The sequence below is a fragment of the Ulvibacterium sp. genome (genome assembly GCF_028285715.1).
In the GTDB taxonomy this organism is placed as follows: Bacteria; Bacteroidota; Bacteroidia; order Flavobacteriales; family Flavobacteriaceae; genus Ulvibacterium.
Map to the genome: position 1 here is coordinate 101,602 of NZ_JANQOO010000035.1, position 20,737 is coordinate 122,338.

12 protein-coding genes are annotated in these 20,737 nt (G+C 45.5%); 6 read left to right on the forward strand and 6 right to left on the reverse strand.

Annotation, left to right across the window (positions count from 1 at the left end; all coding sequences use genetic code 11):
* Positions 1 to 82 precede the first annotated feature (82 nt).
* The 6 genes from Q0993_RS18315 to Q0993_RS18340 are packed head-to-tail and all read right to left on the reverse strand — an operon-like array spanning position 83 to position 12,501.
* Positions 83 to 1,792 (reverse strand): arylsulfatase, encoded by a 1,710-nt coding sequence (locus tag Q0993_RS18315; protein ID WP_299535853.1) that lies wholly within the window; start codon positions 1,790 to 1,792, stop codon positions 83 to 85.
* A 10-nt stretch (positions 1,793 to 1,802) separates the two neighbouring features.
* On the reverse strand, positions 1,803 to 2,915 hold the full coding sequence (locus Q0993_RS18320) for a Gfo/Idh/MocA family oxidoreductase (protein WP_299535855.1): 1,113 nt from the start codon (positions 2,913 to 2,915) through the stop codon (positions 1,803 to 1,805).
* Positions 2,916 to 2,940: 25 nt separating this feature from the next.
* Positions 2,941 to 6,849 (reverse strand): PVC-type heme-binding CxxCH protein, encoded by a 3,909-nt coding sequence (locus tag Q0993_RS18325; protein ID WP_299535857.1) that lies wholly within the window; start codon positions 6,847 to 6,849, stop codon positions 2,941 to 2,943.
* A 9-nt stretch (positions 6,850 to 6,858) separates the two neighbouring features.
* Complete coding sequence (locus tag Q0993_RS18330; RefSeq protein WP_299535859.1) at positions 6,859 to 9,369, reverse strand: c-type cytochrome; 2,511 nt, start codon at positions 9,367 to 9,369, stop codon at positions 6,859 to 6,861.
* Between the two features lie 52 nt (positions 9,370 to 9,421).
* The gene (locus tag Q0993_RS18335; protein ID WP_299535861.1) at positions 9,422 to 10,759 is read right to left on the reverse strand and encodes a GntP family permease; all 1,338 of its coding nucleotides are present in this window, start codon (positions 10,757 to 10,759) and stop codon (positions 9,422 to 9,424) included.
* Positions 10,760 to 10,770: 11 nt separating this feature from the next.
* On the reverse strand, positions 10,771 to 12,501 hold the full coding sequence (locus tag Q0993_RS18340) for an IlvD/Edd family dehydratase (RefSeq protein WP_299535864.1): 1,731 nt from the start codon (positions 12,499 to 12,501) through the stop codon (positions 10,771 to 10,773).
* Positions 12,502 to 13,063: 562 nt separating this feature from the next.
* Here Q0993_RS18340 and Q0993_RS18345 point away from each other — a divergent pair.
* The 6 genes from Q0993_RS18345 to Q0993_RS18370 all read left to right on the forward strand — a co-directional run bounded on the left by Q0993_RS18345 (position 13,064) and on the right by Q0993_RS18370 (position 20,726).
* Positions 13,064 to 14,395: a Gfo/Idh/MocA family oxidoreductase gene (locus Q0993_RS18345; protein WP_299535866.1), complete on the forward strand. Its 1,332-nt coding sequence runs from the start codon at positions 13,064 to 13,066 to the stop codon at positions 14,393 to 14,395.
* 201 nt (positions 14,396 to 14,596) lie between these two features.
* Positions 14,597 to 15,664, forward strand: a complete 1,068-nt coding sequence (locus Q0993_RS18350; RefSeq protein WP_299535868.1) for a TIM barrel protein — start codon at positions 14,597 to 14,599, stop codon at positions 15,662 to 15,664.
* 12 nt (positions 15,665 to 15,676) lie between these two features.
* A complete protein-coding gene (locus Q0993_RS18355) occupies positions 15,677 to 16,462 on the forward strand; it encodes an SDR family NAD(P)-dependent oxidoreductase (RefSeq protein WP_299535870.1) in 786 nt (261 codons plus the stop codon).
* Between the two features lie 132 nt (positions 16,463 to 16,594).
* Entirely contained in the window at positions 16,595 to 17,947 is a 1,353-nt protein-coding gene (locus tag Q0993_RS18360) for a Gfo/Idh/MocA family oxidoreductase (protein ID WP_299535872.1), read from the forward strand.
* 4 nt (positions 17,948 to 17,951) lie between these two features.
* Entirely contained in the window at positions 17,952 to 19,547 is a 1,596-nt protein-coding gene (locus tag Q0993_RS18365) for an arylsulfatase (RefSeq protein WP_299535874.1), read from the forward strand.
* Between the two features lie 33 nt (positions 19,548 to 19,580).
* Positions 19,581 to 20,726: a formylglycine-generating enzyme family protein gene (locus Q0993_RS18370; RefSeq protein ID WP_299535876.1), complete on the forward strand. Its 1,146-nt coding sequence runs from the start codon at positions 19,581 to 19,583 to the stop codon at positions 20,724 to 20,726.
* The last annotated feature ends 11 nt before the right edge of the window (positions 20,727 to 20,737 follow it).

Consider the following 20,737-nt stretch of genomic DNA (forward strand, 5'->3'; position numbering starts at 1 on the left):
TATAATCTGTTTCTAAATATAGGCATAAAGAACCTATCCAAACTGCTCTTGGAACCTGTTCTTTGTAATTTTTTTATCAGGTTTACTGTGGTCTCGGAACAATTCCCGTCCTTTTCCCCCAGGTCATCCACATTTGTGCCATCTTTTGAACCAAATCAGGATGAACGGCGGCCAAATTGTGCATTTCGGTTCGGTCCTCTTCCATATCGAACAGTTCCCATTTGTCCAATTCCAAATCATCGATTTTATCCCATATAAAAGAATGGGTTTTGTCCGCCTTGGAGACCAATTTCCATTTCCCCATTCTTACGGCCCGGTTACCCTCATGTTCCCAATAGATGGCTTCCCTTTCCAGGGCATTTCCAGAGAATGCAGGAAGCAGGCTTTTACCTTCCATAGCTTGTATCTTGTGGCCATTAAAAATGGTAGGGTAGGGGCTGTTACTCACGTCTACACAGGTAGCCATAATGTCTACTAAGTGGGTAGGTTCGGTTCTAAATCCACCAATTCCGGATGTCCCGGAGTTTATTTTTGCGGGCCAATGCACAATCAAAGGTGAAGAAATACCACCCTCATGTACCCAATGCTTGTATTCCCGAAAGGGTGTATTGCTTGCATTGGCCCAATTTCGACCGTAGGCGGTATAACCCTCCGGCGGGCCCGGCCATCCCTTTTTCATAATCCCAATGGGCTTACCGTCCCTTGTAAAAAAGGGCACCATTTCGGTTTGAAGCTCTCCTGGGCCCAAGGGTAACCGGTCCTCTTCCGTGGTACGTTTTGACACCCATTTCAATTCCTCGGCGCAGGCGCCATTGTCCTGTAAGTAAATAATCAAGGTATTCTCCAATTCTCCTTTGGCCTTAAGGGCGTCGACCACTTTTCCTATGCCTCGGTCCATAAGGGTGACCATAGCTGCATAAGTCTCCATATTGGCGAGTTCCCATTCCTTGTCCGGAATATCTTCGGACCAAGGCTGTATGAGGGAATCCCGTGGCGTGAGTTCCCATTCCGTTTTGGTCAATTGCATTTTTTTCATCCGCTCAAAGCGATTCTTTCGCATCTCGTCCCAACCTTCGTCATAGCTTCCCTTATATTTCGCAACGGCCTCGGCCGGGGCATGCATGGGCCAGTGTGCCGCTGTGTAGGACAAATACAGAAAGAAAGGGGTATCGTCTTGATGTTCCTCAATACGTTCCACGGCATAATCCGTAAAATCGGTGGTGCAATAGAAGCCTTCACGTGGCGCAACATACTTATTATCTTCCGTTAGGGAGCGTGGATCATATAGGCTACCCGCTCCTGAGATCATTCCAAAAAACCTATCAAAACCGCGTTGTCTGGGCCAATTGTGTTTATCAGGGTTATCTATAACATAGGGGGTTACATGCCACTTCCCCGACATATACGTGGAATACCCCGCTTTCTTTAAGACTTCTGCGATGGTCACCGCATTGAAACTTAAATCTCCCTTAAAAGCTGGTGTTCCACGGTCATTGACCATATGGCCAATCCCAGCTTGTTGAGGATAAAGACCTGTTAGCAGCGCAGCACGGGTAGGGCAGCAACGTGCTGTATTGTAGAATTGGGTAAACCGCAGCCCGTTGGCCGCCAGTCCATCCAGTCTTGGGGTTTTGATCTCCCCACCGTAGCAGCCAATGTCGGAATAGCCCATATCGTCTCCCATAATAACAATAATGTTAGGGCGATTTCCGTTTTTCGATGGAGTAGGGGAAGTACAGCATTGGAAAAGTAGCGCGAAACCCATGCACAGGCAACCAATTGTTTCTTTCATCACTTCATTTTTACTTGAAAGTAAAGTCGGGTAATCTGATAATTTCCCCACCTTTCATAGCCGAATCATGGGCCAAGATACCTACGCATGTAATGTTTGCCGATTGCACGGCATTGGGATAAGGTTCCCGTTCATTGACCAGGGCCGTCAAGAACTCATGCACCAAATGTGGATGAGATCCGCCATGGCCCGCACCTTGGATAAAGGAAAGGTGCTGGTTGTCATCGGAATCATACACACCTGCGGTGGTAAAAGGGGCAATTTCCTCCGGCAGGAGGTGGGCATAATCCGGAATCTTTACCCTTTCTGGAGTTTCCCCGGTATGGATTACGGAATCCTCGTGCTCGATCAAGGTCCATTCAAAGGATTTCTTGCTGCCATAAACATCAAAGCTTTCCCGGTATTGTCTTGCCGTATTGAATAACGAACGTGTCAATTCAGCGGCCAGATCAGAGTCCTTTAGTTTAATATGACAAGTTTCAATGGCAAAGGGGGAACCATATATGGGAATTAGATTTTCATCTATTCTCCCGGATCCAAAGCAGGAGACATATTCAGCTTCCCCTTTGGGCAAGGCCAATATAGGTCCAACACAATGGGTAGCATAATGCATAGGTGGTAAACCTTCCCAATAGCCAGGCCATCCCGCCATTTCCTGTTGGTGCGAGGCCCTTAGGAATTGTATCCTTCCTAGCTCACCTTTTTCATACATCTCCTTAACATAAAGAAATTCACGACTGTATATGACAGTTTCCATCATCATGTAGGATAGCCCTGTTTCCTTGGCAAGTTCAACGATTTGTTGGCATTCCTCAACTGTGGTTGCCATGGGTACGGTACAGGCCACATGTTTACCTGCCTTCAGAGCTGCAATGGACTGTTCCGTGTGATTGGGAATGGGCGTATTGATATGTACCGCATCGATTTCAGGGTCTTTCAACATTTCATCATAGTCCGTATATCTATTTACGATTCCGAAGGCATCACCTATTTCATCCAACTTGGATTGGGTCCGTTGACAGATGGCATACATTTCGGCGTTTGGATGTTTTTGGTAAATAGGAATAAATTCCGCTCCAAAACCGAGTCCGGCTATCGCTATTTTTATTTTTTTATTGCTCATAAATTGGGATATAAAAAGTTAAGGATTACAAATTTTCTGAAGGATCGAGCATTTTTAGGTACGCTACCAGATTCAGGACATCCGCGTCGCTTAGAGTGTTCAACAAGCCTTCGGGCATCATCGATTTTTCGGTAACATCCCGGGACCTTATTTTGGATTTGTTGATGGAAATAGGCTCTTGGCCCACTACCCTAAGGGTAATATTTCGGTCATTTTCGGCGATGATGTTTCCGCTATACGTTCTGCCGTCTTGGGTTATGATGACCACTAGTTTGTAGTCATCTTGAATTTCACCACTGGGATTTAGTATATTGTTTAAAAGGTAGGCCGTATTGGTACGGTTGGAACCAGTAAGATCGGGTCCAATAACTCCCCCTTCCCCAAACATCACATGACAAGCTGCACAGGTACGCTGATAGATATTTTTTCCTTCAGAAACATCGGCCTTGGCGATGGCCTCATCGGAAAGGAGTCGTTGATATTTACTGAACTGCCCTTGGATATCTCCCGAAATATCGTCGATAGGTCCCCAAATTTCTACAAAACCACTTCCTACCACCCGGCGCATTTGCATGGCTACATAGGCTGGAATGTCTTTTCTGGGAATGGTCTCCTCCTTAATAGCTTTGGCCAAAATCCTACCGTAGGTACCCCTTGAGGCAAGGGTTAGGATGGCCTCTTGCTTTTCTTCCGGGGAAAGTTTGGTATACTTTTGGAACAAGGCCTTGCCCAAGTCCTCATTTTCATAGGCCGCAATTGCCCGTATCGACTCCATTCGGAGATCGGGGTTGTCCAGTAATTTGGCCAATCTGTTTTCCAGTTCCTCTCTTTGGTGAAGGGCGAGGTTTTTTATCGCATTTTGTTTTTGCTCAATATCAGATTCAACATCATTTATGATGGCCATCATTTTTTTGGCCGTCTCCGCATTACCAAAACGTTGTGCTATTTGATCGGATAAGGTAGCCAATTCAGAATCGGACTGTAGCGATTTGTAGGCCGAGGCCCAATTGGAAGGCTCCCTCATATCCGATCTACCTTCGAGACCGGCCAACATACCCCTTAATAAATACTTTCGATTATCGGATTTTTTACCTATCTCGGCAACTAATTTTTGCAATTGCTCCCCATCTACCAAACGTCTGGCAATTTTCTCTACCAGGGATGGAATGGCACAGGTATTGGCCATTGATAATGCCTTTTCGGGTTGGTCCGTCAACATAGGTTCTATTCCAAACCACAACATCAACGGAATGTTGGGATCATCCACATCTTCTTCAAATTGTATAAGGGATGCGGCTATATCCCAACGGTCTGCTCTGGGAATTCTTTGTAAAGCACCGGCCAGATAGCGCCGAACAACGGGAGAGCTTTCGTTTTTTGCCAATTGGGTGAGGGCCGCTACAACTGTCTTCGAGGTTGGCCCATCCTCCGTAAGAAATTGAATGGCCCATGCCCGGACATATTGCTGCCCGTCCGCGAGAAGTCCCAATAACTGATCTGAAGTAACGTTCCCCGTAATCCAAAGGGTCCACAAGGCACGTAACCTAAGATCTTCGTTCCCCTCTTTTTCCAGTATTTTTTCCAATCGGGAAATGGCTTCCCCTTCCAATGCCCTTTTGGTTGCCCTGTATTGAAGGATTACCCTAGCCCTTTGAGCATGCCAATTGCTTTTGCTGTGTTGTAATTCCGCGAGCTCCAAGTCGCTTTTTCCATTTAAATCCTCAAATCTTCCGGGCCAATTTTTGGCCTTCGATTTTTTGGGCATGATTCTAAAAACACGTCCGGTTTCCTTATTGAGTACTTCCCCGCCACAAATGTCCGCATCATGCCAATCCAGGACATAGAGTCCGCCTTCAGGGCCTACTTCCACACTAAATCCTACCCATTGGGCATTATTCGCCAATAAAAAATCCTCACCATGACTCGCCGTAAAGCCAGAACCATTTGGAATTAAAATATCGGATAGTACGGCATGTTCGTGGATATTGGCCATAAAAATTCGCCCGTGTTGTTCACTTGGAAAGGCGTCGGATTGATAAATTCTAGCACCACCATGGGCCGATCGATGACGATGGTCCACAATAGTCTTTATATCGTCATAGACATAAGGATTAAAATGTTGCCCACCCTGTCTATGATATATACCACCGGGAATAACATGGAACAAATGTGGGATAACACATGCTGTGATAAAGAGCTGACCTTTGGAATCGTAATCGATGCCCCAGGGATTGCTAAAACCATGGGAGACCACTTCAAAACGATCTTTTACGGGGTGATAGCGCCAAACACCTCCATTGATGTCCACCCCTTCCGCATTCAACAAATCCTCGGGGAAGGCTTCGCCATGCCGATAAATACGCCCTTTTCCTTTAGGTTTTCGAATTACCGAGGGTGTTGCAAACCCCTCAAGACCATAGAGCCAGCCATCCGGTCCCCAATGGAAGCTATTAATGGTTTCATGTCGATCCCGGATTCCCCACCCGGTCAATAAGACTTTTATGTCCTCTTCATCCGCCTTATCATCCCCATTTGCATCGGGTACAAATAACAAGTTGGGCGGTGCTCCCAAAAAAAGCCCACCATGGCCTACTGCAATTGCAGAAGGAAATGGAATACCTTCCAAAAAAACCTTTTTGCTATCCGCGACTCCGTCCTTATCGGTATCCTCCAAAATCAGAATGCGACTGTCCCCGAAATTGGAAAAACCGTGCCCACGGGACTCATAATCACGATTCTCAGCAATCCACATACGGCCCTTATCATCCCAGCAAAAGGCCATGGGTTGTGTAATCATAGGTTCCGATGCAAATGCATTCACCTTATAGCCCTCTTTTAGGGTCATCGCTTCAACCGCTTCCTCCGGATTCAATAATTTGGCGTCCCGTCCTTCTTTTTTGGCCAGTTCCCAAAGCGAAGCGGTATTGTACATCCCTTTATCACCCACATAATCTCCCCAAAGCTCATCTATTTTAATGGCGTTCAATTTTCCGGTATACGCCACTATTTGGTGCCGAATAGTTTCAACTTCCCCTTTTTTAATATGCCAATCCCCCATTTTTGCACGTACCGGTCCAATGCCTAATTGGGAGTCCACGCGCCAAGTTTGGGGGAAGCCTTCATTATCGGGGTGGTCAAAAATGGCAATATGACCCCATTCGTCCAAACCATCGATTTCCATACCTGCATCTACCCACATGGCCCTTTGACCTTCGGCCTTTTCGTTTCGTTGCCGAGCGGCGTTCTCCACTTCACCATGAATACCCTCTTTCCAGGGCATCCTTAGAAACAACCCACCATAATCGAATTCGTTGATGGTAATATCCGTAAGTGCCTCCCCTTGCCATTCCAGGCTCATAAGATAGCTATCCGATTTTTTGGTAAAAGTCCAGGTCTGAGATTCTTTTAAGATGGGTATACCGGCCTCATCCAGCATGTGGTAAACAGTGTTCCATTTTACCTCCTTTCCTTGGGGAATGAGCACTTGGGCCGACACCTTTTTCCAATGGTCGCCTCCAGGAAAGTGAAAATAATCCCGCCCAATTTTTTTCTTGATGTCTTCAGGTTTGTTCCGGTCATAGAACCATTTTTTTAGTCCGGCGGAATCTATTCCAGTACCATTTACACGCGTGAAACCCCAATAGAGTCCGGTTTGGTGTGGGTGATGACCGGGACTGTACTGTGTCATTTCGGCACTGGAACCCGGTGCCAAAATCGGGTGGATAAAAGGACGAAAATCCGCTTTAATATTTTGTGTCACCAAGGCCAAATCGCCGTCGATGGTAAATACCTCAATGATATCGTCCCCTTTTTTAATGACAAAGCTGCTTTCTTGGTTGTTCCCCTCATTTTTTTGGTCATTTTTTTTGGTCCGGCAAGCGATGACAGAGGCCAAACCCAAAACTAAAACGAAATACCTTAGTACTGCTTTCATGTAATCTGTTTATAAGTCCTTATTAAAGACCAGGGTATCCAGTTCCGTTGCTTTCCATGGGGTAACCTGCCCCTGGGTGCGGAAGCGGATATGGCCTACAGCTCCGGCGGACAGAGGTTTTTGGGAATGCCCCCAAGTATTTCTAATGTAGGTAGAGATGGCAGCTATATCCTCATTTTGCAGGGTGGAGAAGGAAGGCATGCTAGGCAAAATGTCGGGGATGCCATACTCCTTGCCATTTACGGTTACTGGGCCCTCCATACCATGCAATAATATCATCGCCAATCGGTAATCCGCCCCTGTGACCCACTCCGAGTTTTTAAGGGGAGGTGCAAAACGGGAAATGCCTTCCCCTTGGGTGCCATGACAGTTGGCACATAGGTTTAAATATTTTTGTCTCCCCAACGCAAACAATTGGGGGTCTACTTCGTGTTCCGATTTTTTTATGGCAAGTTGTCTTTTTGGTTTCCCGGGCCAAGTCAATTTTTGAAGCAGTGCCTCGGGCAAGGTTTCACTTTTTAGAAGAACCGGTTTTTTTAAAAGCGCAATCTCCCCTTCGTCGTTGGCACCTTTGGAATTAAGCATACCATTTATCACTGCAGTTTTGATCCACGATTGATTCTCAGGCACTTTATCCTGAACAAGGGCCAACATATGTTGCACTTCTTCATCCGAGCCTTTATTCGCAATAGCCGTGGCCAACATTTCTATGAATATTTCCTTGGCTTGGCTGTAGGTCTTCCATTCCGATTCGGCCATGAGCATTTTCAACAGTGCGGCTTCCCTGTTTTCCAAACTGCTCATCACAACATCCCTTGATACGGGCAATTGCCCAAATCGGGATAGAAATTTTTGTGCGATATCGAAAGCAATTTCCGAATCGATTTGGCCACTTTCCAATACCATTTGCATCTGTAGCAAAGGAGCAGCCTGATCATAGGTCTCCTGTATGAATTCGGTAACCTCTTTTTCTACGTCCACAAGGTCGGAATCCTTAGCGATGATCATTCGTAAAGCAGCTTGCGCTACCTTCGGGTCTTTCGACTTTAAAGCGGACAATAAGACTTTAGGTTGTGCCAGACCTAAACCTTCCAAAGTCCATAAGGCGTGCAATTGAGCCAATGGATTTCCCTTTTCGATAACTTCTTTCAGCTGGTTGGCAACGGGTTCCCCTTTTTCCACCAATAGCCGTTGGGCCATGTCGCGCGTCCATCCGTTGGGGTGCCCCAAAAGGTTCGCTAAAGTCTTGGAATCGGTCTCGGAAAGATCAATAGGTTTTTCCTTGTTTTTCTTTTTTGAAGTGATTCTCCAGATGCGTCCCATATGAATGGGTTTGTCCAATTTACGTTCCAAGGTCACTTCACGAAGATATGGCGTCATATACGGGCCATGTTGAATGATACCTTTGTACATATCAACCACATACAGTGCGCCGTCCGGACCCGAGGCCAAGGAAATGGGGCGGAAGCGCTCATCGGTCGAAGCTAGGAATTCCCGATTGTTGTACACTCCTTGGGCACTTAGCATAAAGCCCTCTTCCGTAATTTTGTTGCGTTTGATGAGATTGGCGGTGGGTTCGCAGATAAAGGCATTGCCCTTATATGTATTGGGAAGCACATCTCCCCGGTAAATTAGGGGACCACAAGCCGAAGCAAATTCCAAAAGACGCCCTTTTTCATCCAAGGTGCCAGGTACATATCCCCGATTTACCGCCGTATTGCTTCGAATGGGAAATATGCGGCGTTCCAATGTCAATCCATGGTCAATTCCACTTGAGGGTGTATGGTTTTCATTGCGCATCAAAGCGTTGGGTGGTACCAAATCGGCGTGTAGTTGTGACCAGTTGTAGTTGTAAAAGAGTCGGCCCGCATCGTCATGGGCAATGCCCCATTGCCCGCGGAATTCGGTTTCATCCCTAACCCATTCCCCATTCATATTTCTATACCGGTATTTGGATTTTGCATTATAATACCAGTTATCCATTCCACGCCAAAGTCCATTGGCGGAATGTTCGGGCATGCCACTACCTCCATAGGTGGAATCGATCAAGGTTTTGGTATCGGCCTTAAAGTCTCCATCGGTATCCTCAACATGCCATAAAGGTATATTTTCGGCAACCAGCGCACCTCCTTGAATGACCGCAAGGGCCCTGGGTAATATAAGGCTATCCAAAAAGATTTGACCGCGGTCCATTTGACCATCGTTATCATCATCGAACAAGACCGAGATGCGACCTATACGATCTTCTTCACCCGTACCATCGATATCGGACATAAACCCAAGCATTTCCACTACCCAAAGTCTTCCACCCTCATCGAAGGAGATGGCTACGGGGTCCTGGACCAAAGGCTCGGCAGCGACTAGTTGAATTTGTAAATCTTCGTCCGCCAGAACAAAGGAATTCAATGCTTCTTCTGGGGATAGGGGTGGAGAGGGGTCTTTTTTACAGCCCGATGCACTTAATACAGCACATAGAATGCTAAGCGTAAACCGTACTTTATTTATAATACAAATCCCCATTCAATTTGACGTACATCCATCAACCCTTTTTTATACTAGCTCTGGCCATGATTTAGAAAAGAAAACTGGCCAGAAAGACCATAAATGCTGCACTGGTTCCTACAACCAATGTCCCCAAGGTATATACACGATATCCGGTTTTAACATCGATACCCGAAAACTGGGTGAGGATCCAAAATCCACTATCATTGGCATGCGAAACCACCATGGCACCGGCACCTATGGCCGAAACTACCAATGCCTTGTCGATTTCCGTAGTAAAACCCATGGTGGCCAGTAAAGGAGCCACAATGGAAGCCGTGGTAATCAGCGCAACGGTGGACGAACCTTGTGCGCTCTTAATGGCCGCACACAACAAAAATGGCAACCAAATACCCAAATTTGCCCCGGACAATGAATCCGCCAAAGTATCGGCAATGCCACTATTCTGCAATATTGTTCCAAAAATGCCACCGGCCCCGGTAATTAGAATAATATTTGAGGCGTCTGAAAGCGCCTTACCTACCCACCCCGTTGTGGCCAACATTTCATTGTCCCATTTTTTTGGTAAGAGGAAGGCGAATAGCATTCCGATCATCAGTGCTATTATCGGAGAACCAATAAATGAAATAAACTTGAACAGACCGGATACTTCCTCTCCTTCGACCATGTTGAACTCCAATATTGATTTCCCTACAATAAGTAATATAGGAATCAATATGGGCAAGAAAGACTTGAAAGCTCCCGGAGCCTGTTTCATCCGCTCTTGAATAACCCCTTCCGTAACATCCGGATTGGGGTCTATATATGTTTTAGCGCCCATTTTCTTGCAGTAAATCACGGCGATAATCAAGGACAATAACCCAATGACCAATCCTATCAACATTACCAATCCCACATCGGCACCTATAATCCCTGCTGCCGCTATAGGGCCGGGAGTAGGCGGAACCAATACGTGTGTAATCATCAAACCCAAAATCAGGGCCGTAGCCGTACCGACAATGGAGAGCCCCGCCCTTTTGGTCAAGCTTTTGTTCAAGGGGTTAAGGATTATGAACCCACTATCGGCAAATACCGGAATGGATACAATAAAACCCACAATACCCATGGCCTCGTGAACCCGTTTTTTTCCGATAATGCGCAGAACCACTTCGGCCAATTTATAGGCACCTCCAGAATGCTCCAAAAAAGCTCCGATAATGACACCGAGAATAATGACTATACCGATTTTTCCCAATGTAATTCCAAAACCGTCATTCACCAGTTTAACGATATCGTCCAATGTCATGCCCGAAAAGAGGGCAAAAAAGAGGGCCGCTGCAAGCAGGGAAAGGAATGGATGTACTTTCCACTTTACGGTAAGTAGAATTATGATGAGAACACTGAATACTAAAAGAATAATATTGATCATGGTTGGTTTTTTTAATGTGCGTCCCTACTAACCTGTCCCCCTGATTTTCCTACCAAAAAATCAAGATCGGCCCCAAGGTGCGCCTGTTGAACGGTTCTGGTATACAGATTGGCATAGCCTCTATTCATTGGCGGTTCAGGTGGGGTCCAAGCTGCCTTTCGTCTTTGGATTTCGGCTTCGTCCACCTCCAAATGAAGTTTACGGTTGGGCACGTCCAAAACAATGGGGTCCCCGGTTTTTACAAGAGCTAAAAGTCCCCCGACAGAAGACTCTGGTGATACGTGGAGCACCACCGTACCGAAAGCGGTACCACTCATTCTACCATCAGAGATACGCACCATATCCTTAATTCCCTTCTTTAGCAGTTTTTCCGGGATATCCATATTCCCGACCTCGGGCATTCCCGGATATCCTACCGGTCCTACGCCTTTTAAGACCATTACGCTGTTTTCATCAATATCCAATTCCGGATCATCCACCGAAGCATGGAAGTCTTCTATTGTCTCAAAGACCACCGCCTTGCCCCTATGGGTCATTAGTTCCGGAGTTGCCGCGGACGGCTTGATAACGGCACCGTCTTCACACAGATTTCCGTATAAAACGGCAATGCCGGCCTCTTCCATAAAGGGTTTGTCCAAGGTGGCAATGACCTCGCGATTGTAGCATTCTGCCGTGACATTATTATCTATTAGGGACTTTCCATTTGCGGTAATCACATTTTTATGCAGCTGATTCTTCATTTCCTTTATGACCACAGGAAGGCCACCGGCGTCAAAGAAATCTTCCATGAGGTATTTACCGGAAGGCATCAGATTGACCAATAACGGAATTTTACTTCCCAAGGTGTCGAATTCCTTTAAATTAAGTTTTATACCGATTCGCCCGGCAATGGCTGATAAGTGGATAATGAAATTAGTCGACCCGCCTATGGCCGCATTAATTTTTATGGCATTTTCAAAAGCTTCCTTGGTGAGTATTTTTGATAGTTTAAGGTCTTCCCTTACCATTTCAACAATACGTCTTCCCGAAAGTTGGGCCATTACCTTTTTTCTGGAATCCACCGCGGGGATAGCTGCGGCACCGGGAAGGGTAAGTCCAAGAGATTCTACCATACAGGCCATGGTGGAGGCTGTTCCCATGGTCATACAATGCCCAGCACTTCGCGCTGAACATATTTCGGCTTCAATTTGATCTTCTTTTGTAAAGCCCTCGTTTTTGATTTTATCCTTTAGTTGCCAGACAAAGGTGCCGGAACCTATACGTTCCCCCTTGTACTTGCCATTGAGCATTGGCCCGCCTGGTACCACTATGGTTGGGAGATCTACACTACAGGCGCCCATAACGGTAGAGGGAGTGGTCTTGTCGCATCCGGTCAATAGCACAACACCATCGAGCGGATTGGCCCGAATACTTTCCTCAGTATCCATACTGGCCAGATTTCTAAAAAGCATCGCCGTAGGTCGCATCAGTATTTCGCCTAGGCTGGTCACAGGGAATTCAAATGGCACACCCCCGGCTTCCAGTACTCCACGTTTCACGAACTCGGCAAACTCGCGAAGATGTCCATTGCACGGTGTAAGTTCAGACCATGTATTACAAATACCGATAACGGGACGCCCTTCAAAATAATCGTTCGGATACCCCTGATTGCGGAGCCAGGACCGATGTATAAAAGCCGATTTCTCATCATCTGGATTGAACCAACCCTCACTTCGTAATTTTTTGTTGTTTGTATTCCCCATGTTTCAAGTTTGACTTTATTTATTTTAAAGGCCCTTTGGATTTTTAAAAATTTCGGAATAAGGTATCATCTTTACTACAGTTAACAAAATGGAATGGTTATTTATTTGTCATCTTGTTGTTCTTTTAATGGCTTTTTTAATAATATGATAATCTTTTGTTATTTTTAGCTTTATAGCGTTGTATCTCACAATGGGTAGGTAATTGACATCGCAAGGGTTAATGATGTGCTGCCTAGGTATATGTTTCAAGGATAAACAAAGTGTCCCATCAATTTGTTGCTCCTTACTGAGTTGAACAACTGCGGAATTTTAGGGTTGGTAGATTTTGAAATGGCGAGATACAGAAGTTTGGTACAATTAAACCCTGATGGGTTATTTGCGCAACGATTTAGGCTATATGTGGTATTCGAGTCTAGCAGTATAGCTTAGCTTGGTACGGCTAAAGCTTGTTGTGATGTCTTAGGAAATGTTCGCACGCTTTCTTATAGATTGTTTATTTGGCAATTGTCTTGAACCCAAGGAAATATAGAATCCCAATAGCTAACTCCAACATAAGAAAAGTATGAAACGCAGAATCTTTATACAAAAAACGGCGGTGGCATCTGCCGCAATGTCCGTACCCTCAATTTTACCTGCGACCACTTCTTCCTATAAAAGAATTCTTGGGGCCAATGATCGCGTTCAGGTAGGGCTCATAGGTTGTGGCGGAAGGGGAACTTTTGTAGGCAAGGCCATGAAAGAAATGAACAATATGCAATTTTCCGCCATATGCGATTTGTACCCCAAACATCTTGATCGTGCCAAAGAATGGACTGAAAGCAAGGATAACGCCTACATGGATTTCCGTCATTTATTAGATCAAAAAGGGTTGGACGCGGTGCTCATAGCGACTCCTGATCATTGGCATGCGATTCCTGCAATAATGGCTTGTCAGGCCGGACTTGACATTTATCTAGAAAAACCTCTGGGCCACAATATTCGTGAAGGTCAGGCTATTCTTAAGGCATCCAAAACGGCCAATAACATAGTTCAGACCGGCACGCAACATCGCTCTGCCCCGCATTGGGAAGTTATTCGGGAAATTGTCCAAAGCGGTAAGTTAGGCGTAGTACGCTATGTCCGTGTATGGAATTGCCAAAACACTTATCCTAGCGGTCTGGGAAAGGTAGCTGATTCAAAACCTCCGGAAGGTGTCGATTGGGATTTCTATTTAGGTCCGGCTCCTTATGTGCCTTTCAACAAGAATAGATTTGTAGGGACCTATAGATGGTTTTCAGACTATTGCGGGGGCATAATTACAGATTATGCAGCACATCGTCTGGATAGTATGCACCAGGTTATGGAAGAAGATGCTCCTTTGACCATTTCTGCAACAGGAAATCTCTATGATATTATTGAAGATGGCGGTGATATTCCGGATGTGTTACAGGTTACCTATGAATATCCTGGATTTGTGGTAAGCTATGAATCATTGAGAAATAATGCACATGGAGCGGGTGGACGAATCCCAGGAAGGAAATATTATAATGCCAAAGGCGATACCGATAGGCCCAATGGGCTTGCCTTTTACGGTAGTAACGGAACACTGTTAGCCGATCGTATTGGATTTGAGATATATCCGGAAGGCGATAAAATTGAAAGACAGGAAATGTCAGTGGGCGATTCCACGCCGGAACATACCAAGGATTTTATTGATTGTGTACGTTCCAGAAAAAGACCAGTGGCCGATATCGAGATTGGACATAAAGGTTCCAATGCCTGTCATTTGGGAAACATTGCATTTAAAACTGGACTGAAATTTAAGTGGGACAGTGAAAAGGAAGAAATCATTGATGCCCCGGAGGCTACAAAGCTTATGGGAAGGAAGGCGCGCAAACCTTGGGATATGGTCTAAGTCGGTTAAAATATTTACCCCAATACGATGGGTCATAAGCCGCCAACCTTGACCTGATGCTTTTTGTTTATCAACTTTATTGTCATTTTATTGCTTTCGTTTACCTTTAGGCTTGGCGTTCATCGGTTTCGCTATAAGCTCTCTTCTTCGAAAAAGGCTTAATGGAATCGAAAATGATATCCGTAGAATCAACATTGTAACATGAAACGAAGAAAATTTGTTAAAAGCTCGGTAGCAGGTACCATGGCGATGAGTTTGCCCATACTGCCAAACTTTTCGACAGTGGTGGCGGAGACACGATTTGGGGTTGCGGACGCATCCTATATGATGAGACGGTATCGAAAGATGAAAAGCGATTCCTATCCTCCGTTTACCAATGCCCTGGAAATGATAGAACATTGTAGCTCCCTGGGTTTTGGGGGAATGCAGGTTGGTGTTGGCGGGTGGGACTCCGATTTTTCAAAGAAAGTCAAAAAACGAAAAGAAGAACTGGACATTTTTTTGGAGGCTCAAATTAGGCTGCCCAAAAATGTAGAAGATATTGGTCGATTTGACCATGAAGTACAAACAGCCAAGAAGACAGGTATCGATGTTTTTAGAACGGCTTGTTTATCGGGAAGGCGTTATGAGAATTTTGAGACTATGCAAGCCTTTCAGACCTTTAAGAAAACTGCCATTAATTCCATACAATTAGCAGAACCCATAATGCGCAGGCATAAAGTGATGCTTGCAGTAGAAAACCACAAAGATTGGCGTATCAATGAAATGGTAGCTATATTAAAGATGATCGGTAGTGAATGGGTAGGGGTTACCCTGGATACCGGAAACAACATATCGCTTTTGGAAGACCCAATGGAAGTAGTGGAAGCGCTAGCGCCCTATGCTTTTTCTGTTCATCTAAAGGATATGGCCGTGGAGGAATATAAGGATGGATTTTTGTTATCGGAGGTTAATCTTGGAACCGGCAGCCTGGATATCGATGCCATGATTAAGACAATCAAAAAACACCGTCCTGATATCCGTTTCAATCTGGAAATGATTACCAGAGACCCTTTAAAAATACCTTGCCTAACCGAAAAATATTGGGCTACCTTTGATCAAATATCCGCCCCTGAACTCGCGCTCTACTTGCACAAGATAAGAACAATGAAGACAAAGGGACGGTTACCTCTGATATCAAACAGGCCTACGGATGAACAGCTTTCACTTGAGGTGGAAAACAACCGTACCTGCCTTGTGTATGCCAAACAAAATTTAGGATTCAAATAAAAATTGAAATACATGACCAAAACAACTTTACCTGGAATAAAACAATTTGATCTCACTGGAAAATGCGCCTTGGTTACAGGTGGCTCCAAAGGATTGGGCTATGCCATGGCCGCCGGTCTGGCCTCGGCCGGGGCCGATATTTGCCTGTTGAACCGAAATTTGGAAGAAGGAGAGACGGCAGCCGAACAATTGACCAAGGATTACGGTGTCAAAGCCAAGGCTTTTGCTGCCAATGTTACCGATTTGGCCGCTGTGGAAAATATAGTGGCCTCCATTGTCGACGATTTTGGGCGATTGGATATTTTGATAAACAGTGCCGGAATCAACATTCGTGGTGCCATAGATGAGCTTAGCCCGGATGAGTTCGAACAGGTAATGAAAGTGAATGTTGATGGTACATGGAATGCTTCAAGAGCGGTTACCCCACAGATGAAAAAACAAGGCAGTGGACGTATCATCAACATGGCCAGTACACTCGGCTTGGTCGGTTTGGCCAACCGTACACCCTATGCTACCAGTAAGGGTGCCGTGGTGCAAATGACCCGGGCCTTGGGTCTGGAACTAGCACCATTCAATATTACGGTAAACGCCATTTGTCCCGGGCCGTTTTTGACGGAAATGAACATTCCCATTGCGGAAACGGCCGAAGCTAAAAACTTTATTGTTGGGGCCACGGCTTTGGCACGCTGGGGAGAACTTCGGGAAATTCAGGGAGCGGCACTTTTCTTGGCCAGTGATGCCGGCAGTTATGTAGTAGGATCCATGCTTACCGTAGATGGTGGATGGACAGCTAAGTAGAAGGTACTCCACTTCTTTTTTAACGAAAAGGATTTTTTGCGTTAAGCGGCATGCAGATCATTGCCGATTTCCTAATAAAGTTTTATCTTAACTGCCTATCCCAAAAAATAGCATAAAATAAATTCAGATATAATGAAAAACTTAGGAAAGAATCACAATTCTGCCGATCAGGAAAAAAAGTCTCGTAGAGACTTTGTAAAGAAAAGCGCTCTGTTCACTGGAGGCGCCATGATATTGCCCAATCTTCAAATGAATGCTATGGTAAACGTCCTCAATGACAAGAAGCTCAAAATTGCTTTGGTAGGTTGTGGTGGACGAGGAACGGGTGCTGCCGTACAGGCCTTAAATGCTGATGACAATGTGGAATTGGTGGCCATGGCCGATGCATTCGAAGATCGTTTACAAAATAGCTTTACAAACATTGCAAAGGCACTGGGTGAGAACAAGAAAAAGCTCAATGTTAACGAAAAGCACAAATTTGTTGGATTCGATGGGGCCAAAAAGGCAATAGATCTGGCTGATGTGGTTATTTTGGCGACACCTCCTGGTTTTCGTCCGGAACATTTTGCCTATGCCATTGACAATGGAAAGCACGTATTTATGGAAAAGCCGGTTGCGACTGATGTTCCCGGTGTTCGCAAAGTCTTGGCGTCCGCAAAAAAAGCCAAGGAGAACAAATTGAACGTGGTGGTCGGATTACAACGTCATTATCAGGACAACTATCTGGCCGCAATAGATCAGTTGAAAAAGGATGCCATTGGCAAGATCGTGTCCGGTCAAGTGTATTGGAACAGCGGCGGTGTTTGGGTTAGGGAGAGAAAACCGGAACAAACTGAATTGGAATACCAAATGCGAAATTGGTACTATTTCAACTGGTTATGTGGTGATCATATATTAGAACAGCATATACACAACATAGATGTAGCGAATTGGTTTATTGGGGAGTACCCGATTTCTGCACAAGGTATGGGAGGAAGACAGGTACGTACAGGAAAAGATCACGGTGAGATTTATGACCACCACTTTGTGGAATTTACGTATCCCAGTGGAGCGGTTATTGCCAGCCAGTGTCGCCATCAACCCGAGACGATGAGTAGGGTTTCCGAATTTTTCCAAGGGACCAAAGGAACAGTCTCTACGGAAGGGGACAATACAAGCATCAAAGGATGGGATGGAAGTACCATCTTTGAACATAGGGGCAAGGATGACCCTAATCCGTACGAAGTAGAGCACGTAAAACTCTTTGAGTCCATACGAAACGGTGATGTAATAGCGGATGGCGAAAATGGAGCAAAAAGTACTATGACCGCTATCTTGGGAAGAATGGCAACCTACTCCGGAAAAGTGGTAAAATGGGACGAGGCCATGGCCTCCAACTTGGTTTTGGTTCCTGAGAACCTATCGTGGGATTCTCCGGCACCTGTAAAACCCAACGCAGACGGATGGTATGAAATACCAACTCCTGGAAAGACTGTAGTAATGTAGCGGTATGAAGCGAAGGAGAATAGTGAAAACATATAGTTTTATGTCCCTGCTTTTGGCAGGGACACTCTTTTTGGCCTGTAAGGAAAGGCCAATTGGTAGAGAAGAAGTTTCCAATACCCGGCAGCCCAACATCATTTACATTTTGGCGGACGATTTGGGTTATGCGGAAATCGGCGCCTATGGACAGGAGAAAATAGAAACTCCCAATATCGATGCCCTCGCTCAAGAAGGTATGTTGTTTACCCAGCATTATACAAGTGCTCCGGTGTGCGCCCCGGCGCGATATATGTTAATGACGGGAAAACATGCCGGGCATGCCTATATTCGGAGCAATTCCGAATGGGGGGAAAGAGGAGATGTTTGGAATTATGTGGCCATGGCAAAGGATTCTACTTTAGAAGGTCAGGGACCCATGCCGGAAAATACCATCACCCTGGCTCATCGCCTAAAACAAGCCGGATATGCCACGGGTATGGTTGGCAAATGGGGTCTTGGTGCTCCCCATACCGCATCCATTCCCAACAAAATGGGATTCGATTTTTTTTACGGTTATAATTGTCAACGTCAGGCACATACCTATTATCCCTTACATTTATACAAGAACACTGCACGGGTACATTTGGCCAACGATACCATTGCTCCGAACACCCCTTTTCCGGAAGGTGCCGATCCCCAGGACATAGCCAGTTATGCGGATTTTACCTTAACGGACTATGCGCCGGATCTTATGTTTAAGGAGCTTACCCAATTTGTTGACCACAATAAAGACAAACCTTTCTTTTTATATTGGGCATCCCCAATACCACATGTGGCGTTACAGGCCCCGCAACGTTGGGTGGATTACTACATTAAAAAATTCGGGGATGAGGAACCCTATCTTTCCGGAGGGGAAAACCGTTACTTTTCACACAAAAATCCGCATGCGGCCTATGCGGCCATGGTTTCTTACTTGGATGAAAACATCGGAAAATTGGTGCAACAACTTAAGGACGCGGGTATTTATGACAATACACTTATAGTATTCACTTCCGACAATGGTCCTAGTTATGCAGGAGGTGCGGACCCGGAACATTTTGATAGTGCCAAACCTTTTGAGGGAACTTATGGTAGGGGAAAGGGCTTTTTATATGAAGGAGGAATTAGAATACCTATGATTGCCGTTTGGCCCGAAAAAATAAAAGCAGGTAGTAGAAGCGACCATATCTCCGCACACTATGACATGGTGGCCACCCTTGCCGAAGTGTCAGGTTATGAAAAACCACAAGACACGGATGGAATAAGTATGTTACCTACTTTGTTGGGCCAAGGGGAACAAGAACCACACGAATTCCTATATTGGGAATTTCCTAGTTATGGGGGACAGATCGCTATTCGGATGGACCATTGGAAAATAGTACGCCGCAATCTGCTTAATGGCGATGATGCTACCTTGGAATTGTATGATTTAAATAAAGATCCGACTGAAACCAAAAATGTGGCGGATATACATCCAGAAGTGTTGAGGAAAGCCGCGGAAATATTTGCACGGGAACGGGAATCCCCAGAATTGGAACATTTTAGGATACCTATAGTTAAGAATGGATTACTGACCCAAAAATAGCTTTACCTTTATTGCTCCTTAATTTTTACTGTAATGAAATTCGTTCCAAAATCACTTTTTTTACTATCGCTGATTTTCTGCTTAACCCAATGCAAGGAGGAGAACAAGAAAATGCCCGAAACAACTTCATCTCCAAACATTGCGGAAAAATCTGAGCTTGTTGCGGATACCGCAAACATTCTGGTCAAGAAACCTGATGACCTTAAAACCCCGGAAGGAATGGTTTGGATTCCCGGAGGCATTTTTTCCCAGGGGGCCGTTCCGCAGGATAAAATGGCCATGGGCCATGAAAAACCAGCTCATAGGGTAGCAGTGGATGGATTCTTTATGGATATTACGGAGGTGACGAATAGGGAATTTCGCGAATTTGTAATGGAGACGGGGTATGTAACGGTAGCCGAACGCGAAATTGATTGGGAGGAAATGAAAAAACAGTTACCCGAAGGTACGCCGAAACCTCATGATAGCATAATGCAACCGGGATCCCTAACTTTTAAAAAAGCCAAAAGTTCGGTACCCAATCTATATGATTTTTCCCAGTGGTGGCAATGGACCATAGGCGCTAATTGGAAGCACCCCAACGGGCCGGGAAGCTCCATTAAGGGCAAAGATAACTATCCGGTGGTACAAGTGGCCTATGAGGATGCCGTGGCCTACTGTGAGTGGGCTGGAAGGCGATTGCCCACCGAGGCCGAATGGGAGCGGGCGGCGAGGGGCAACAAGGAAAGCACAATTTATTTTTGGGGCGATGATCTCGCTGTACTTTCCCAAATGGCAAATACATGGGAGGGAGAATTTCCGGTGAACAACACTCTAAAGGACGGTTTTGAGCTACGGGCCGTGGTGAAATCCTATCCCCCAAATGATTTTAATCTCTATGATATTGCAGGCAACGTTTGGGAGTGGACCAGCGATTGGTATAACACCGATTATTATGATAAGGTCAGTTCCAAGAGTACGATCCTGAGGAATCCAAGGGGAGCAGAGACTGCCCATAATGCGAGAGATCCCTATGCCAGGGAAAAAGTAATGAAAGGCGGTTCTTTCTTGTGCAATGAATCGTACTGTGCCAGCTATCGGATATCTTCCCGAATGGCTACCAGTTTGGACTCTTCACTGGAGCATTTGGGTTTTAGAACGGTCGCCACGGTGGATATGTTACGGGGAAACGACAATTGATCAAGCCGAGA

Coding starts and splice junctions, on each gene's coding strand:
- Q0993_RS18355 (WP_299535870.1), top strand. CDS start 15,677: ATGACCAAAACAACTTTACCTGGAATAAAACAATTTGATCTCACTGGA.
- Q0993_RS18340 (WP_299535864.1), bottom strand. CDS start 12,501: ATGGGGAATACAAACAACAAAAAATTACGAAGTGAGGGTTGGTTCAAT.
- Q0993_RS18365 (WP_299535874.1), top strand. CDS start 17,952: ATGAAGCGAAGGAGAATAGTGAAAACATATAGTTTTATGTCCCTGCTT.
- Q0993_RS18330 (WP_299535859.1), bottom strand. CDS start 9,369: ATGGGGATTTGTATTATAAATAAAGTACGGTTTACGCTTAGCATTCTA.
- Q0993_RS18345 (WP_299535866.1), top strand. CDS start 13,064: ATGAAACGCAGAATCTTTATACAAAAAACGGCGGTGGCATCTGCCGCA.
- Q0993_RS18350 (WP_299535868.1), top strand. CDS start 14,597: ATGAAACGAAGAAAATTTGTTAAAAGCTCGGTAGCAGGTACCATGGCG.
- Q0993_RS18315 (WP_299535853.1), bottom strand. CDS start 1,792: ATGAAAGAAACAATTGGTTGCCTGTGCATGGGTTTCGCGCTACTTTTC.
- Q0993_RS18325 (WP_299535857.1), bottom strand. CDS start 6,849: ATGAAAGCAGTACTAAGGTATTTCGTTTTAGTTTTGGGTTTGGCCTCT.
- Q0993_RS18360 (WP_299535872.1), top strand. CDS start 16,595: ATGAAAAACTTAGGAAAGAATCACAATTCTGCCGATCAGGAAAAAAAG.
- Q0993_RS18335 (WP_299535861.1), bottom strand. CDS start 10,759: ATGATCAATATTATTCTTTTAGTATTCAGTGTTCTCATCATAATTCTA.
- Q0993_RS18370 (WP_299535876.1), top strand. CDS start 19,581: ATGAAATTCGTTCCAAAATCACTTTTTTTACTATCGCTGATTTTCTGC.
- Q0993_RS18320 (WP_299535855.1), bottom strand. CDS start 2,915: ATGAGCAATAAAAAAATAAAAATAGCGATAGCCGGACTCGGTTTTGGA.